Origin of the sequence: Photobacterium sp. NCIMB 13483, from assembly GCF_003025475.1 — a bacterium.
Lineage (GTDB): Bacteria > Pseudomonadota > Gammaproteobacteria > Enterobacterales > Vibrionaceae > Photobacterium > Photobacterium piscicola.
On sequence record NZ_PYLV01000005.1, the window covers coordinates 57,248 to 74,859 of the forward strand.

Sequence of the window (17,612 nt, forward strand, 5' to 3'; positions counted from 1 at the left end):
CGCTACTTCTCGCTTATTTTTTTAATAACAACAGCAGGATTACCTACTGCGATTGCATTTTTAGGTATACTCTTCACTACAATTGCCCCAGCACCAATAATTGAATTATCACCAATACTGACATTACCAAGCACAACGACACCGGGGCTTAATTCAACATTATTACCAATAACAGGTGATACATGTTGGCCCGTCACAGGATCGATTTTATTACCAATCGTGACATTGTGTTTCAGCATCACATTGTCACCTAATACACTGTCTGCATTAATAACAATATTCTGCGGATGAAACAAAATAAACCCAGCACCAATTTTTGTTTTGGGTGATATATCAAGCCCACAAATAAACTTGAGTAATTTAAGAATAATAACGTTAATAATGAATATTTTTTTCATTATTCCTGGAGTATAAAATAAAGAAGCTAATCGAAAGTTAACAATAAAAAACTTAGAGGTTAAACCTGGGTTTAATGCTAACTCTTTTTTAATTAATTCAAGCATACTAAACCTTTTGTTTTTGTTAGGGTCGCTTTTCGAATAATCATGATGGCACCTAACACAAAATAAAACTGAAATTGAAATACCGGTATCAACGCAAGCAGCGGTGAATAAGGTAACGTAATCAAACCTGCAATAATAAACCCTATAAAAGCGGGCTGATAAGATAACAAGTTAATATCTGCTATTGATAAGTCCTTAGTCGAGAATAATGGCCTAGGCTTTGACCCTTTTATTATCAGAAATACTATCGCTAATAATAATCCAGTACCAACCAGACCGATTTCCCACAAGAAAATCGCTAATGCGGTTGAACCTAAACTCAATTCAAATAGCATTGCAATATAACCTGGATCAGTGCCGCCAGCATTTGAACTATTTAAACCATAACCAAATAACTGATTAACAAGACCGTGAATATCAGAGTGATGAGACCAAAATGCCAATGCCGTCACACGTCCTAACTCATCTAAGTTACCATCAAGACCGGCTACGATAACTGTCGGATCAAAAATATAACCAATATTTTGTAGAAAAATATCAAAAATACTCATCGAATGTGACTGGTATTTACTGGTATATCCTAATGATAAGATTGTAATTATTAACGACAATAAGATAAAAATGCCCACGATAGACAATAGAATCGTTTTAAAATCGATAACTCTCACTTCTTTTACATAACTTGATTTTATGTATACATACAATAAGAAGAACGGTGCTAATAAGGTTACAAATTTAACTTCGGCAACCACACAAATAATAAAGCCAATAGCAATATGTAGCGCTAATGACCATAGTTTTGCTACCCCATGCTTATATTCCGACAGCTTCATCATCATAATAAGCAGCGTAAATAGTCCCATTGAAGCACCATTACCACCGGCGACCATACTACCGCCAAACGTACCCACAACAGAATCCCATGAATCCATCTTACCTTCAAAAGCTACTCGCGCAGGAACAACAATCAAAGCTTGATAAACAACAAATGGAATTTGAGCATAAAACACCCAATATAATTTTTGACAAATACGGTACAGTTGCGATTCACGACAAAAACCCAATATTAAACAAGGTAATAGTAATGATATACCTAAGCCATTTTTAATACCTGCAATGGTGGTTTTTAGTCCTTCCTGCATCAAAGTACTGGTTATCACTAACACAAAAAAACCAGTAAAAAGTACGAGAATTGTCGTTTCAAGCTGATCTAGCGGCTCATAATTATAACGTGTTTGTAATGGCACCAATACTACCATCACCATTGTCATAATAAACGGCAGCCATAGAAAAGCATCAATATCGGTAAAATATTGTGCTGTCCCACTAAAAATTAGTGTAATAAATACATAAGCTTGAAAGAAAAAACCTGTATTCATTTATACTACGCCTTTATCTCGTAAAATAATCGCATGTTTGTTTATTTTAATATAAATCATAAAATATCGTCCCGCTGTTAGCACAGTAAAGGCTAACAATGAAATCACATAGCTTTTATAAATAAATGGCATGATCACAAAAGCTAATATTACTATCGCTAATTGCTCACACTGAATACGTAAGAAATAATTGGGTGCGCCAAAAATCAATTCGATCACTGTCATTGGTACAAACGCAAGCATTGCAAATACGTAAGGCAGCATTAGACGTGATGTTTCAACTGACTGTACCCATTGTTCGCCCAATACATGTTGTGTTAACCATGGATAAACAAAATAAATACCAGCTACAGTTACTGAGGCTATCGCCACTAAAAATAACCGTACCTGTTTAAATTCAGAATAATTGAAAATTTTATTACGAAAATCTTCAGACCATTTAGAAAACGTATAATTTCGTACTGATTGGCCAAGAATAAGCACTGGTGATAAACAAAAGCGATTCACAACCGCAAAGTAACCAGCAACCAATGGACTAAACCAATAGTTAATTAACACCGTCGGTAGCTGTAGACTTGCGTTTGCCACAACTTCGGCAGTGCCGACTCGTGATAAATGATTCCAGTGCTTAATGAAAAATCGAACTTGGGTTGTTGGTAAGAAGTCAGATATAGAAAACATACTAAAATCCAAACACTTATATAGCCAATAACCAATCAAGCATAAATGCGCACAAGCCCATATATAATAAAAATATTCAATTTTCCATGATACTAATAGTGCCAAAAAGACAACAGAAGTAACTGATATACGCTGAATAGCCAACTTACTAAAAATTTTATTTCGTAAGAAAACATACTCAGAAATAATCATCATTGAATAACTGGCAGTTAAAACATAAATCGCAAAAAATGGTAGCGAAAAGAAATGACTGACAATATAAATATAAACTGCACTTGTTCCCCAGGATTGCAACATGCAAAACACCACGGCTTTGCCTATGTCTTGTTGATCAACTTTTGGCAACAAAAAATGCGAACCATACAGTGCAATTTGAGCACCAATCATAATAATACTAAATGTAAGTGCGTAATTACCTACATCTGACATACCAAAACGGTATGACATAAATAGGATGGTAAACGCACCTATCAATTGTGAGATAACGGAAGCGCCTCCTATTGTAGAGGCACCTTTGATTAAACTCATAAAAGAACATCCTTTGACAAAGTTGTCGTTATATTTTCATTAGATTCAAGCAGTTTCGTATTCACTTTATTAAGCACACAACCAAGTACTGTTGCTTTGTATTGCTTAAGTTGCTTTAACGCTGATAGTGAAACGTTAGCGCTATTCTCATTTGATGCCACCACAAATAATACCGAATCGGTAAACTGACTAATCAAAATAGCATCTTTAGCGTCAGTAACTGCAGGTGTATCTATAATAATATAATCATAACATTGGCGTAATTCTGTACATAAAGCGGCTAATTTCTGATGCGTCAATACAACTAATGGAGAACGTGTCGTATCACTACCAACAGCTAAAATATCAATCCCATGATGGTTAACAATAGCGTCATTAGTTGCGATATTATGATACAAAATATCAGTTAAACCTTTACTATCAGCATAACCTAACGATTTAGTGATATTACGATGGCGTAAATCCATATCAATTAATAGCACTTTGGTATCAATGGCCAACGCTTTAGCTGCTAATGTCGCAACTAGCGACTTACCTTCTTGAGAGGTTGCTGATGTTACTGCTAACATTTTAGCATCAGTGTTTAATAGCAATAATTGACTACGAATTCCTAATGACGCTTCATCTAACGTCGAGAATTGAGCGCTGTTATCCAGCACTGCTTTAGGCGTAACAGCTTGAGGATAAGATTTAATTTCCCCAACAACATCAAGCCCTAAGCGGCGTTTTATTTCGTTAATCGACATGACTTTATTATTGAGAGCTGCCATGATAATCACGAAAAGAACCGCAATAAGCAATGACATAATAGCAACAACAACAATCAACAGCTTCTTATTAGGCTTTGTCGGCTTTAATGGCACAATAGCACTATCAATCGCTTTTGCTGTCGGCTCAGAGAACTGACCACTCACTTGCGTTTCATTTTGACGTTGTAGCAGTTGATTATATAACGTACGTGTTTGACTAATATCATCCATCATATTGTTATATTGTGTCTTTTTTTCACCTAATAGCTGGAATGCATTAGTACGTTTATCAACTGCAGCTTGTAATTGATTTTGCTTAATAACTGATGCTTGATATTGCTCTTTGATACCTTCAGCTATTTGGTTAATCAACTTACTTGCTTGACCTTGAAGAACAACAAGTTGTGAACGGGCTTGAATTACTTTCTCATATTTAGGCCCATAACGGTTTTCAAGATCAGCCAGCTGTGTTTTCTGCTCAATAATCATCTGACGTAGATTTTCCATCTGCGGATGACGAGAAACATCAGGAATCGCGGCTAAGGCATTAAAACCTTGTTTTTGATAACTTGAAACAGTTTTATAAAGCGCTTCTAAATTCACACGTTGCGCTGTTGCTGTAGCTAAACTATCAGTCAATAATGACAACTGCTCAGTCTGGAAACCATCAACACCGCGGAAGGTAATTAACCCTTCTTTTTTCAAGAAAGCATTTAGTTTTGCTTCTTTTGCTTTCAATTGATGATTTAAATCGTTAACTTCTGTTTCAAGTAACGAAGAAACATTTAAGCTCGCATCACGATTATCTTCAACAGAATAGTTAACAAACACTTTTACAATATCATTTGCAACAGCTGCGGCATCTTTCGCGGTTGTTGATTCGAAACCCACTTCAACTAACTGCGTTTTACGCACTGGTGATATTGTCATATGTGTAAGTACATATTGAATACTACGTTCTTTTTGTTTTGCTAAAGTATCATCTTTTACTGGTTTTTTACCTATAAACTCAGGATTTTGATAAAGCTTTAAATCATCAACTACCTGTGAGATTACACGACGAGATTTCAATAACTGGTATTGAGTCTCATAATATTCTTTACGTGTAGAATCAAAATCAACCACTTTTTCAAATGTTGTTGGATTGGTCAATTCAGCTTTTAGCAATACTGTTGCGTAAGCTTCATATTTTGGTGTCAATTTTAAAATGAATGGGGTTGCTATCCCTGTAACCAAAATAGTAAAAGCTAAGATTTTCCACCAATTTTTTTTTGTCGATTTAAGTAAGCGTGAAAAGTCAATTGTACTTTCCAATTTGCTTCCATCTTCAACGAATAATGAACTCATTTATAACTACCCTAATCTAGAAAAAGCTTTGATCTATAATAACTGTATCACCAGGATAGACAGCTTGAGTTACCGTAACATTTTTCAACAGTTGACCATTTGAACGGCGAATATCAATGTCACTACGATCTGCACGATCAGTAAAACCACCAGCAACTGCAATGGCTTTTTCTAACGTAAGTCCTGGTTGATATTCATAACTTCCAGGTGTTTTAACTTCACCTGAAACATACATAGGACGGAATTCAAGCATAGAAACAGTCACCATTGGGTTATTAATATAACCATTTTTTAATCGGTCACGAATATCTAGGGCGACTTGATCAGGTGTCTTTCCTGCAAGTTGCAACTTACCTATCAAAGGATAAATAATATTGCCACTTTCATCTATTTTTAATTTCATCGATAAATCAGCTTCGTTATAAACTAAAATCTGAATCTGATCACCAGCACCAAGTAAATAATCATTACCTGTTATTTTTGGTGCAGCTGATACAGTAGTGCTCATAAATAAACTAACGGTTAATATCCAAATAATAGACACTATTTTCTTCATTTTAAATCGCCACTTTGACTGATAAACCAAATTGATTTTGCTCATAACCTAATCGTCTCTCATAAGTATTTCCATCAATGAACACCGGATCAGTACTATTATCAGTATGAAATAATGTATATTGATAATCGAAAATAAATTCGATTTTAGGTCTAAATAAGTAGTGTAAGCTTAACGCTACATCATCATATCGATCAGTTCGTTTTCGAATATGATACTTATCAGAGGTATGTTTATAAGATAATAAACTTGTTATATGCCCTAAAAATTGATGCTTCCAACTAATGCTATTTTGAAATGATTGTACAAAATCGCCAGTATTATCAGGCTCTTTGACTTCACTTAAGGTTTTTAACATTACTGTTGAATAATCAACAGGTTGCCATTTATAAGAAACATTCCAATTTACACCAGAAAAATTCGTGCTTTGCATTTTCTTTTGCACTTTAGACACTGTTGCTTCTATTTTTGACTTTCCTGTTAACTGACTAAGTACAGAAAAAGCACCAATCAACTCATTATTATTACGTTCATGATCAAGATAATTAAAATCTTTATACATCAAGGTATAATCAAAACGTGTTCTGTCTGTATATTGATGCCTAAAAATAAGTCGAACATCATTTTCTGTAACATTTTCATTTTCTAAATAATTTTTAAATGCCGATTGATAACTATTTAGAATCTTATAATTAGTACGAACTTGTGATAAATCAACAATAATATTTCCCTTGGCACCTTTGGCACCATAGGTATATTGAGTATCTATTTTTTTATCGGTTCGACCAATATCATGCGTAATATTAAAAGCATTAAATGTCGCTATATCAGACTTTGATGTATCGTTATCAAAGAAAAAACCTTTTGTTACGCCAGTACCTAGCGCTTCATGATTTTTACTATAACTTCCCGTCACAGATAAGTGATGCCGAATACCTAATTCCCAATTAAACTCGCCATTAAGTTGATGGTCATCATAACTATTACTTTTCACTACGTTATTAGTGTAATTTCGGTAGTCACCTAAATAATAAAACCCAAAATTTTTGGTATTACGCTGACCCACAATACTAAAAGTCGGTTTTAACGCATAATAATCAGAACTAAAAATATTACTATCGCGCTGATGCAAGACGTTATCATCAAAACCATAGCCCGCGTTGATTGATGAAGAAAATTCTAAACCTAAAAAAGGATCTATGTGCTTAGAGTCTTGAAAAGTACTATCAGCACTCGCTGCAAAACTGTAGGTTGCGCAAACGCAACCTACTAGCAATAAATGAACATTCTTCGTCTTAAATAAATGCATAATTTAGTACGCTGTCTCGCTGACAAATCCTTTAAATATCGTAAGAAAGATAATCTTTAGATCCAGCGAAAGACTCCACTTTTGAATATATTGTAGGTCGTACTTAACACGCATTTCCATTTTATCTAGCGTATCAGTCTCACCACGAAACCCCTTAATTTGAGCAAGACCAGTAATACCTGGTTTAACCTTATGACGTAGCATATATTTATCAACAAGAACTCTATATTCTTCATTATGCGCAACCGCATGTGGTCGAGGGCCAACAATCGACATACTTCCTTGAAGTACATTAAAAAATTGTGGTAATTCATCTAATGATGTTCGACGTATAAATGCACCGAATTTAGTTACACGCGGATCATTTTTCGTTGCTTGTGTTACAACCGCGTCATTTTCCATTACACCCATAGAACGAAATTTCCAGACTCGGATTTTTTTACCACCTAAGCCATAACGATCTTGTTTAAATAGAACGGGCCCAGGAGAACTACGCTTAACACCAATAGCAACAGCAATTAATACCGGTGAAATTAATAAAATAATCACACTACTAATAATAATATCTTCAATGCGTTTCAATACCGCCCCCATACCTTCAAATGGAGAACCAAAAACACTAAAGGTTTGAACATTACCAATAGTACGGATCTGACTTACATTTAAATCATAAGTATATAAGTCAGGAACAATATACGTTTCAACAATCGTGTCAGACAGTAATTTTAAATAGTTCTGAATACGACTCTTAGCGACCATAGGTAAAGCAATGTAAACCTCATCAATCTCACCACTTTTAGCTAACTGTACCAATTGGTCTACATTTCCATGAAGCTCTGATTTTGATAAATAACCAAATCGGCTCACATTACGATCATCAAAATATGAAATTTCAAATTTCTGATAGCGAATGTCTTTTCTTAATGCATGTTCAATCGCAATGCCGCCTTTGGTCATTCCTAATATAGCAATTCGTCTAACATGTGAATTTCGTTTCAAAAATTCACTAATTATATAAATAACTAAGCACTTAACAATAATCACACAACTAACAGATAAAAAAATCCATTGCCAAACAATAGCAGTATTTAAATGTGTGTCATTACTACCTTCAAACGAATTCAACTGCTGGCACAACATTCGCCATATTAAAAATGACAATAAAAAGGTAAATAACGTTTTTAGTACCGTATAAGAGTAATCCTGACGGACATATTTTTTATATAACCCACTGTATTCTCCTATCAGTAAAAAAATGACAGAAAAAAGAAAACTAGCAGCCAAACCAATAGCTGCTTCACTAACACCATGTAAAGAAATAAGAAATGTTAATGTAATATTGAGCAGTATAAAATCACTGGCTTTTATTAATACAGCATAACCATCATCCGCTATTTTTATAGCTTGTATTTTCATCGATTAAACTAGCCTCTAGCACTACTAATTTCATAATGAGCGATGTCATTCCCATTGTTTTCGAACAATTACGTATTTAAATATTTACGTGTTTAAATATTTACTTCTACTATATAAGTGTACTGTAAAAACCCTCCAAATCGTCAACTTTTTGTCACTTTTATGATAAATAAATACACCTTAGAGATATTTAAGCGTTAACATTTTAAGACAAAAAAATAATACTTTAAAACAATAGCTTACACGCAAGTCATTAACCATATAAATAAAACACCGTACAATTAAAAGGTGATTAAAAAAAAATTTATAAAAAAAAACAATATATTTGTTATAACAGGCTATTTTTAACTTTTTTTTATATCAAAAAGTAATAAAGAATCGGTGGTTTTGCAGGTATAACACACTAAAAAACAATATTGCCTTTTCTTTAGATCACCAACTTTTATACAAATACCTTACCTAACATAACGATGTGCTACTGTTAGTACTTATATAACAAATGCATTAAAGGAATAACATGAAATGAATCATATTAAAGTATCAGCCATACTTATTAAATAATAACCATGACTGAAAAGTTAATTAGAACTTAAACAAACGCATTCTCATTAATAACGAGCCAATAATTGCCATTACAATCCCCGCTAGTAATACTATGAAATTTTTATGACGTTCCGCTGCCAGCATATTTTCAGTGTAAGTACTATTATACAAATCAGATCCTGTCATGGTTAGAAATGATCCCATTTCAGTAAATACATGCTCTTGACCAACAATACCACTTAATGAAACCGCCCCCCATAAAAGAGAGATCACGCCTAAAGAGGCAGAAATAAAACCCCAACTTTGTTTAACATCCATATTCAAACCCACGCAGTAACACTTATATGAAATTAGCAGTAAAATTTTGCGTGAGAATATTACAAATAACAAAAAAAAACAATTCGCGAAGAAAACAAATAAATCAACATTTATAACAACAAATAACTAACAAATATTATTCGATATTAATCATTCATCATAAGTGATTGAAAAAGATATAAAAAAAAACACCACATCCCGAGAGGTTTTTCTTTTTATATCTTAAATACGGTATTATAAATAAAGACTCACTATCTGTTTTCGTGATCTACATACAAATTATCTTTTTAACATAGTAAAGAGGTTAGTTGATAGCGATCAATAAAAAAGCGACATCAATATGTCGCTCTCTTTAGCATTTTATATCTTTACTTTTGCTTGGGACGAAAAGGGGTAATTACATTTTCATCACAAACGAGGAATGGGCCTTCCATCAAATCAATACAGTACGGCACTGCAGGAAAAACGGCATCTAAACATTCACGAATAGATTTAGGCTTTCCAGGTAAGTTAATAATTAAACTATCGCCTCTAAGACCCGCTGTTTGACGAGATAAAATGGCTGTAGGTACAAATTTCAACGATTCAGCACGCATTAACTCACCAAAACCAGGCATCATTCGATCACATACCGCTTCTGTCGCTTCAGGCGTAACATCGCGTTTTGCAGGGCCAGTACCACCTGTCGTTACAATTAAACTACAATTATGGTTATCTGCCAGATCAATCAAAGTATGCTCAATCACATCTTGTTCATCAGGAATAACTTGATAAACAGGTTCCCACGCAGAAGTCAGATAAGCATTCAGTGTGTCGATGATTGCTTGCCCTGAGATATCTTCATAAATACCAGCACTCGCGCGATCACTCACCGTTACGATACCAATTTTTGCTTTACTCATGTACAGCCTCATTCATTTAAACTTAATATTATCTCTCATAATAACAATCATCTTATTATTACTTGCTAGACAGTGTATGCAAATAAGCAAGATGGTAAAGGCATAAATAAGATCAGTCTCTATAACCAACGCCTGACGTGTAGATAATAGTTACGATACTCATCACCAAACAGATGCATTAGTGCTTTTTCTTCAGGCTTAATCTGATAGTGATTAATCACTAATACAAAGGTTATCACCACAAAAAATGAGGATAATTCCCCACTGATAAACACCGCCACAATAAGCAATAATAATAAACTAAGATACATTGGGTTACGGCTATATTGATATATACCTCGCGTAACAAGCCGAGTTGTTTTTTCTGGTGTAAAAGGACTGATCGTTGTATCTGCTTTTGATAGTGCTAATACAGATGAAAAACCAATAGTCATCATAATGATAATTAATGGGATAACGATTATCCAAAGTGTCTTAAACTGCCATAATGGCAAAAACAACTTACATCCATATATGGCAAGTAATGCGATAACAACAAAGATGGGTGGGGGAATTTTCAAGAACACAATGACTCATCCTTTATAATTGAAAGTCATGTTAATTATCAAGCATCAAGTATTTTTATCTCAGTTTACCCAAGAATAAAGTTGCCTCGATAGTTAGCTACTTATAGCATAAACCTTTTGGTTAAGAGTACTATCGGTCATGCAACAACTCAAATATCTCCAAGGTTATCCAACTCATCTCGTGGATCAAGTTCAGCAATTAATTGATAAGGACCAACTCAAGACATTGTTACTTAACCGTTACCCTGCATCGCATACCATTAAAACAGAAAAAGCCCTTTATGATTATGTTATTGAATTAAAAAATCAGTATTTGAAAAAATCGGCCCCCATTAGCAAAGTCGGATATGACAATAAAATCAATGTGATTAATCATGCATTAGGCCTACATACCTTTATTTCACGTGTACATGGCAATAAACTCAAAGCCAAACATGAAATCAGAATCGCTACCATCTTTAAAGAGGCTCCACTGCCTTTTTTACGGATGATTGTTGTACATGAATTGGCACACTTAAAAGAAAAAGATCATAACAAAGCCTTTTATCAACTTTGCTGTCACATGGAACCGCAATACCACCAACTCGAATTTGATATGCGTATGTACTTAACGCAAGTTGAACATTTTGGTTCTATTTACAATTAAGGTTATGATACTCGTCATAGTGTAATTATGAGATAACAACATGCAACAAGAAGAATTTGAAACACTGGTAAAAGAATTAGCACAACTTGATTCCGTATCAACAATCCTTGAAATGCTAGCAAGCAATGAAGAACCTGAAGTTGCTGAAGCTGCGACAGCATTAATAGGCCACTTTAGTCTAGCGGAAATCGACGGTGAAAAACGTATTTACCACGTTTTTAGTCAAGAAAATGACCAAGGCGAACCTGAAGAGTTTGCCGAATGGGTAATGAATGATGGCGATGAAATGCTACGTTTTATTGCTTGGTTCTTCTATACTACATTTGAAATTACAGATAAAGAAACGTACCAAGCAGCAGGTTGTGCTTACAAGCCTGTTAAGCGCAGCTAAAATGCAATAACAACGCTAACGACAGGGTTGTTGTTAGCGTTGCTAAGAGTACAAATTTAAGTTTCAACAACAATATCAATAAAAAATCACCACATAACTAACAGCTCACCGCTTTTTAGCCTACAATAACGACCAAAATATTATGATTCAGGTATAAACATGAAAATTTGTTCAGTTGAACTACGTAGCAACGAAGCTATTATTTGCCTACTCACTTTAGAGGGCGGAATGATCGGTATTCCAGAATGCCGTACTCAAAAGTTCATTATGGATAATTCTCTTGATAACCAAAAAATGAGAGATTTCCAATTTGCATTTAAAAAACTACTTGATGACTATAAAGTAGAGAAAGTTGTGATTCGTACACGCGAAACACGCGGAAAATTTGCAGGAAGTTCTGTCGGCTTTAAGCTTGAATCTGCTATTCAGTTAATTGAAGATCTTGATGTTAACTTTATGTCTAATGCAGATATCAAAGAAAAACTAAAGCGTAACCCTATGGCTATTGATTTCCGTGCAACAGGTTTACGTCAGTTCCAAGAAGCGGCATTTACCACAGGTTATGCATTTCTTGGTCGCTAATAGCAATAAAAAGTAACCAATAAAAAAAGGCAGGACTATATCAATAGTGCTGCCTTTTCTCTAATTGCATCTTATTTTTTTGCCATCAATTGTTGATAGCCACCATCTAAATTAATCAATTTACATCGCCCAAGTAACTTTAATAACGATATCGCAATAACAGAACGATAGCCGCTTCCACAATGGACAATATATTGTTTATCTTGCTTTGGAAGCTGGCCTTGAAGAATCTCAGATAAAGGTAATTTCTCCGCATTAGCTACAGAGCCTTGTGAATACTCATCCGCTTCTCTAACATCAAGCACAGCAGAATCATTATTCTGTTTTATTTCTTTAAATTCATCCGTTGAAATATGATCCAACATACCATCTGCAGAATGTAGCTCCATTAATTTAGCGTTACTATAACCAAGCTCATTAACTGTCGTCATAACCTTGTTAGCATCTGTAACAGTAGCAATAACCTCAATATCTGCATTTTTATCAGGTAATAATAATTCTAACCAATGTTTAAAATTTCCCCCACTGAATCCAACAAAGACACTACCCTCTATATGATGATCTAAGAATTCATCAGATGATCGAGTATCAATAATAATATGCTTACGGTCTGTAAATATATGCATTTTTATTGCCCTTCACTCAGTAATATTTATATATGTAATAATATCAAAATTCTTTCAGATAATTTACATATAAAAACCTAAACTATTAAATAATTTAGGTTTTTTATAATACTATAAGCCGTAAAAATCACATATTAAATAATATTTATCACTGTTATCTCATTCCAGCGACCTATCGAATTCTGCTGCTCAATATATGGTTCGCTATGTTTATCAATAGTCATGTCACGTGTATCGAACTTTTGAGATAAATTAGTTTTAGTATGGCGAATAGCATATAAGTGGCTAGCATGAACCATCTTTTGTCGATCATTATTAGGCTTATATTGACCACGATTATCGGGTACGTATTGACCACGATTATCAGGTACGTATTGGCCACGATTATCAGGTACGTATTGGCCATCATCACTAGGCACATATTGTTGAATATAAGAACTGTAGTGCTCTTTATTAGCAATATAATATTGCCCATTATCGTCAGTAAGTTTGGTATCAATTGCCAAACTTATCTTCGCTTTATGGCTATTTTTGTCCACTAAACCAACATCAAGAAAATACTTTCCTTTAGGGATATTAGTAATTTTAAACTTCTCGTTCACTATATAAATCGGGCTTTTATCATCATCATTATCGGCAGGAAGCCAATTAACAATATTCGCCTTAGAAGTATAATAAGCAATAATATTACCATTTGCAGATCGTAAACGCCAAGTTACAGGGTAATTGGTATAACTAGGAGCAACCCCTAAATTTTGCCATGTTGACTTTAATTGCAAATAATCATCAGTATGCACAATATCATTTACATCTAATTGGTTTAATTGGTATCGATAACCTAGTTTATTTAAAAATCGTTTAACCAATGGTTGATATTCATCAGGAATAGCTGCTGATTTTGCGTTAATTAATGATGCGTGCTGTTTTAAAGCAAAATCAAATGTTTTTTGCACCTGATTATATGTAAGGTGTCGAGGATTATTGATATTATGCCAATCCTGCAATGATCCTTGGCAGATTTCAAAATCAACCGCAGCTTTTTTCCAACGTTGATTAAAATAGACGTCAGGATGACTATTGGTTGACGTATCAGTCATATGAGAAATCATTGTTGGATAACCATTTTCCATGTGATTCCAACCTTTAGTCCAATCACCTAAACAATCTACTCGCCACCCCATCCCATTAACCGTTGCATAACTAAGAAAATCACCTTTATTAGTGCCTAACATAAGTTTAGGTGTATGTGGAAAAGAGGTTATAATGGCATTAATATAAGGTTGAAGATCTTTAAATTTATATCCATTATCTGGAAGTCCAACACTTGCACTATTCTTTGGCGCATAGCCATATAAATGCCATTCTCCCCATGTACCCACCATTCCGACATCAATACGTAATAATGTTTTATTATTATCATAACGCTTACCTAATGCAGATAAAAATTCTTGGGTTCGATGAAGAAACCAAGGATTTTTAAACATATATACTGCTTCTTTATCTGATAAATGACAGCTGGTTCCGTTTAAACCATGGCCGTATAACTCTTGAACTAACCAACAAGGTATACCACTACTGTCTTTATTTACATCAGCGTCATAAATAGGATCGCCTTTACCTCGTAGAGCCATAAAGCGAATAACAACTTTTTTATTTACTGATGCCGCTATTTGTAACACATTATCAATCTTTCTTTGAAGCATGGCTTCATTGAGATTCGGATTATCTGATTTTGTTAGTTGATCCCAATAAAAACGATAATATACAGTACTTGTATCGGGATAAGAAAGAACAGGTGCTCCTTCATAAAAAGGATTAGTTGGTTGGTTACTTACTATTCGTTGAAAATCAGTAAAACCGATACCCGGATTCGTTAATATTTCATCACTTGATTTAGGATAAATTTTTATTACATTGCTATCATTTACTGAATTATTAACATCATTATTAGAGAAAGAATAAATGGCAGGATGTACAATAGAAGACGCAAGAAGAAAAGAAAGTAATGTGGAACTCATTTGATACCCTATAGTAAAATAAACAGATAAACAGATAAATAGATAAATAGATAAATAGATAAATAGATAAATAGACAATGCGTATATCTTTTTGGATATTACAGGAAAAGAAGAATATAATTAAGTCTTACATAATAATATTTTATAAATTTAAGTATTTTAGAGTGAATTAAAATAAAAAACACGCTTTAAACTGTATTTCTCACACTCATTAATTACATAAATATCTATACACATGATATTATGAGTTTTATTTAAATAATAAATATTTGACAAAATAAGCTATAAATATTGAATTAAAACACCAATATATAATAACGTATTTACATTACTAATTAACATAATTAATATCAGGGAATTGATATGGATATAATTACTGAAATATTCACTTATTTATTGACCAATAAACTGCTATTTACTGCATTAATAATCACCGTCATTACTCTTATTCGCCGAATTATTTTATCACAAGTACGCGGTGATGAATTTTTTGTGACTGAAACTCAACGTAAATGGATGTCACGCACTAAAAACGGCACCTTTATTTTAACATTAGTGGTTTTATTCATCTTATGGCGTTCAGAAATAAATGAATTTGCACTATCTGTAACAGCAATTGCGGTTGCTATTGTTGTCGCCTCAAAAGAGATTATTCTGTGCTTTACTGGCTCGATACAACGCGCCAGCTCACGATCTTTTCGCATTGGAGATTGGATCGAAGTGGGAAAAATATGCGGTGAAGTCATTGAGCACAATATGATGGCAACAGTGATTCAAGAAATAGATCTTCATCATGGGCAATACCATTACACGGGTAAAACAGCCACTCTACCAAACAGCATGTTTTTCACTTATCCCGTAAAAAACCTCAACTTTATGAAACGCTATGTTTATCATAACTTTTCAATTGTAGTGAAAGACTTCGTTAATCTTTATCCGTTATTACCCATAATTATCGCTAAAATCGATCATCACAGTGAAGATTTTATTGATGTGGCTCGCCGTTATAATAGTGTCATAGAAAAACATGCAGGTGTCGACCTACCTGGGTCTGAGCCTCATATACATATCAGCAGCTCAACCACAGGCGAACAGATTGTACATTTTATGTTGTTTTGCCCAACAGAACGCGCAACCCACCTTGAACAAGATATTCGTCGCGATTTTATGGAAGAATATGCACGTGCTTTTCCATAACCAGTGACATTATCACTAAATGGTAATTCAACGTTGAATTACCATTTAGACGATTTCATCATTTATTCTCTAACGCTACTGTTGCTTCTAGTCCATCATACAATGCAATAAACTGTTGAGTTAATTTATGCTTAGGATCAAAATGTAACATTGGACATTGCTGGTAGTGTGACTCTTTCATTTTTATGGATTGAGGTAAATATGGTTCTAAAATAGGAAAGCCCAACATTTTGATCTCTTCAATAATTTGGCGGGGAAACTTTGCCTGTGCATTGAACATATTCACGATAATACCTTCTAACACTAAATCACGATTATGATCATCACGTAATTCTGCTAGATTATCCATGACCTTAATTAAAGCTTGCTGAGAGAAATTATCACAATCAAAAGGAATTAATAACTTATTTGCTGCAATTAAACCTGACTTGGTATAGAAATTTAAATTCGGTGGAGTATCAATATATATACGATCAAAATCATCGGCCAATGCATCAAGTACTTCGCGCAACTTATAAATCTTATAACGTCGTTCAAGTTCCACTTCTAATTTATCAAGTTTAGGACTCGATGGAATAATAAATAAGTTTTCATATGCAGTTGCTTGAGGATAATCACGAGCAGGTGTCGACATCGCGAACCAAGATGCTGTTTGATTTAATAATTCAGCAATCGTTTTATCGTTAGGATGGTTTATATCAACCCCTAAATAGGCACTACTATTACCTTGTACATCAAGATCTATTACTAATGTTTTATATCCCTTAGCTGCACTAATTGCAGCTAAATTAACAGTAATACTTGATTTACCTACTCCACCTTTCTGATTGAAAATAATCCTACGCATCTATTTCATCCCTGATCATCGATAACTATTAACAACTATACACATTCATGCATATAGTTGTTAGTTAAAGATGTCATTAATATTAATATCGATACACAATGATTTATTCACGAGTATGTTTATTAGATTTGATACAACTCTAGCGGCAAGCCATCAGGATCATTAAAAAAAGTGAATGCTTTATTGGTTAATTCATCAATACGAATAGGTTCAACATCAACCCCGTTCGTCTGCAAATAATGTACGGTCGCGGTGATATCATCAACAGCAAATGCTAAATGACGTAACCCTTGCGCTTCAGGGTAACTCGGACGTTGCGGAGCACCATTAAATGAAAATAATTCTATTTGACTATTATCGGGTAACTTTAAATCTAATTTATATGAATCCCGCTCTTCACGGTACGTTTCACAGATAATTTCTAGTTGTAATAATTGTGAATAAAATACTTTTGAGCGCGCATAATCACTACAAATGATTGCGACATGATGAATTGCTTTTAACATTA

18 protein-coding genes are annotated in these 17,612 nt (G+C 34.0%); 4 read left to right on the forward strand and 14 right to left on the reverse strand.

Going from position 1 to position 17,612, the window contains the following annotated elements; genetic code table 11:
- Positions 1 to 2: 2 nt before the first annotated feature.
- The 10 genes from C9I86_RS20340 to C9I86_RS06070 form a co-directional block, all read right to left on the reverse strand.
- Complete coding sequence (locus tag C9I86_RS20340; RefSeq protein WP_080155535.1) at positions 3 to 503, reverse strand: serine O-acetyltransferase; 501 nt, start codon at positions 501 to 503, stop codon at positions 3 to 5.
- A complete protein-coding gene (locus C9I86_RS06030) occupies positions 491 to 1,882 on the reverse strand; it encodes a capsular biosynthesis protein (protein ID WP_080155534.1) in 1,392 nt (463 codons plus the stop codon). The genes C9I86_RS20340 and C9I86_RS06030 overlap by 13 nt, the downstream gene beginning before the upstream one ends.
- Positions 1,883 to 3,091 (reverse strand): lipopolysaccharide biosynthesis protein, encoded by a 1,209-nt coding sequence (locus C9I86_RS06035; protein ID WP_080155533.1) that lies wholly within the window; start codon positions 3,089 to 3,091, stop codon positions 1,883 to 1,885.
- Complete coding sequence (locus C9I86_RS06040) at positions 3,088 to 5,187, reverse strand: polysaccharide biosynthesis tyrosine autokinase (RefSeq protein WP_080155532.1); 2,100 nt, start codon at positions 5,185 to 5,187, stop codon at positions 3,088 to 3,090. Before C9I86_RS06040 ends, C9I86_RS06035 begins: the two co-directional genes overlap by 4 nt.
- A 16-nt stretch (positions 5,188 to 5,203) precedes the next feature.
- Positions 5,204 to 5,743, reverse strand: a complete 540-nt coding sequence (locus C9I86_RS06045) for a polysaccharide biosynthesis/export family protein (RefSeq protein WP_080155531.1) — start codon at positions 5,741 to 5,743, stop codon at positions 5,204 to 5,206.
- Between the two features lies 1 nt (position 5,744).
- Positions 5,745 to 7,052 (reverse strand): outer membrane beta-barrel protein, encoded by a 1,308-nt coding sequence (locus C9I86_RS06050; RefSeq protein WP_107275925.1) that lies wholly within the window; start codon positions 7,050 to 7,052, stop codon positions 5,745 to 5,747.
- 3 nt (positions 7,053 to 7,055) lie between these two features.
- Positions 7,056 to 8,468 (reverse strand): undecaprenyl-phosphate glucose phosphotransferase, encoded by a 1,413-nt coding sequence (locus C9I86_RS06055; protein ID WP_107275926.1) that lies wholly within the window; start codon positions 8,466 to 8,468, stop codon positions 7,056 to 7,058.
- Between the two features lie 582 nt (positions 8,469 to 9,050).
- Positions 9,051 to 9,329, reverse strand: coding sequence for a molybdenum cofactor biosynthesis protein (locus C9I86_RS06060; protein WP_080155528.1), 279 nt, complete (start codon positions 9,327 to 9,329; stop codon positions 9,051 to 9,053).
- 368 nt (positions 9,330 to 9,697) lie between these two features.
- Positions 9,698 to 10,231, reverse strand: a complete 534-nt coding sequence (gene mog / locus C9I86_RS06065; RefSeq protein ID WP_080155527.1) for a molybdopterin adenylyltransferase — start codon at positions 10,229 to 10,231, stop codon at positions 9,698 to 9,700.
- A 119-nt stretch (positions 10,232 to 10,350) separates the two neighbouring features.
- Positions 10,351 to 10,791 carry an isoprenylcysteine carboxylmethyltransferase family protein gene (locus tag C9I86_RS06070; protein WP_146142626.1) on the reverse strand — a complete coding sequence of 147 codons (441 nt, stop codon included), beginning with the start codon at positions 10,789 to 10,791 and terminating at the stop codon, positions 10,351 to 10,353.
- A 145-nt stretch (positions 10,792 to 10,936) separates the two neighbouring features.
- On the opposite strand from C9I86_RS06070, the gene C9I86_RS06075 reads away from it, so the two are divergent.
- The 3 genes from C9I86_RS06075 to C9I86_RS06085 all read left to right on the forward strand — a co-directional run bounded on the left by C9I86_RS06075 (position 10,937) and on the right by C9I86_RS06085 (position 12,416).
- Complete coding sequence (locus C9I86_RS06075; protein WP_080155525.1) at positions 10,937 to 11,443, forward strand: M48 family metallopeptidase; 507 nt, start codon at positions 10,937 to 10,939, stop codon at positions 11,441 to 11,443.
- Between the two features lie 40 nt (positions 11,444 to 11,483).
- Positions 11,484 to 11,834 carry a hypothetical protein gene (locus tag C9I86_RS06080; protein ID WP_107275927.1) on the forward strand — a complete coding sequence of 117 codons (351 nt, stop codon included), beginning with the start codon at positions 11,484 to 11,486 and terminating at the stop codon, positions 11,832 to 11,834.
- Positions 11,835 to 11,993: 159 nt separating this feature from the next.
- Complete coding sequence (locus C9I86_RS06085) at positions 11,994 to 12,416, forward strand: DUF3010 family protein (RefSeq protein ID WP_080155523.1); 423 nt, start codon at positions 11,994 to 11,996, stop codon at positions 12,414 to 12,416.
- A gap of 71 nt (positions 12,417 to 12,487) precedes the next feature.
- Here C9I86_RS06085 and C9I86_RS06090 read toward each other — a convergent pair whose 3' ends face one another.
- A complete protein-coding gene (locus C9I86_RS06090; protein ID WP_080155522.1) occupies positions 12,488 to 13,042 on the reverse strand; it encodes a rhodanese-like domain-containing protein in 555 nt (184 codons plus the stop codon).
- A gap of 134 nt (positions 13,043 to 13,176) precedes the next feature.
- Positions 13,177 to 15,060 (reverse strand): DUF4832 domain-containing protein, encoded by a 1,884-nt coding sequence (locus tag C9I86_RS06095; protein WP_107275928.1) that lies wholly within the window; start codon positions 15,058 to 15,060, stop codon positions 13,177 to 13,179.
- A gap of 363 nt (positions 15,061 to 15,423) precedes the next feature.
- Between C9I86_RS06095 and C9I86_RS06100 the strand changes: the two genes are divergently transcribed.
- Positions 15,424 to 16,257, forward strand: coding sequence for a mechanosensitive ion channel family protein (locus C9I86_RS06100; protein WP_080155520.1), 834 nt, complete (start codon positions 15,424 to 15,426; stop codon positions 16,255 to 16,257).
- Between the two features lie 58 nt (positions 16,258 to 16,315).
- Here C9I86_RS06100 and C9I86_RS06105 read toward each other — a convergent pair whose 3' ends face one another.
- Both C9I86_RS06105 and C9I86_RS06110 read right to left on the reverse strand, forming a co-directional pair.
- Complete coding sequence (locus C9I86_RS06105; protein WP_080155519.1) at positions 16,316 to 17,104, reverse strand: ParA family protein; 789 nt, start codon at positions 17,102 to 17,104, stop codon at positions 16,316 to 16,318.
- 122 nt (positions 17,105 to 17,226) lie between these two features.
- Positions 17,227 to 17,610, reverse strand: coding sequence for a VOC family protein (locus tag C9I86_RS06110; RefSeq protein WP_080155518.1), 384 nt, complete (start codon positions 17,608 to 17,610; stop codon positions 17,227 to 17,229).
- Positions 17,611 to 17,612 lie beyond the last annotated feature (2 nt).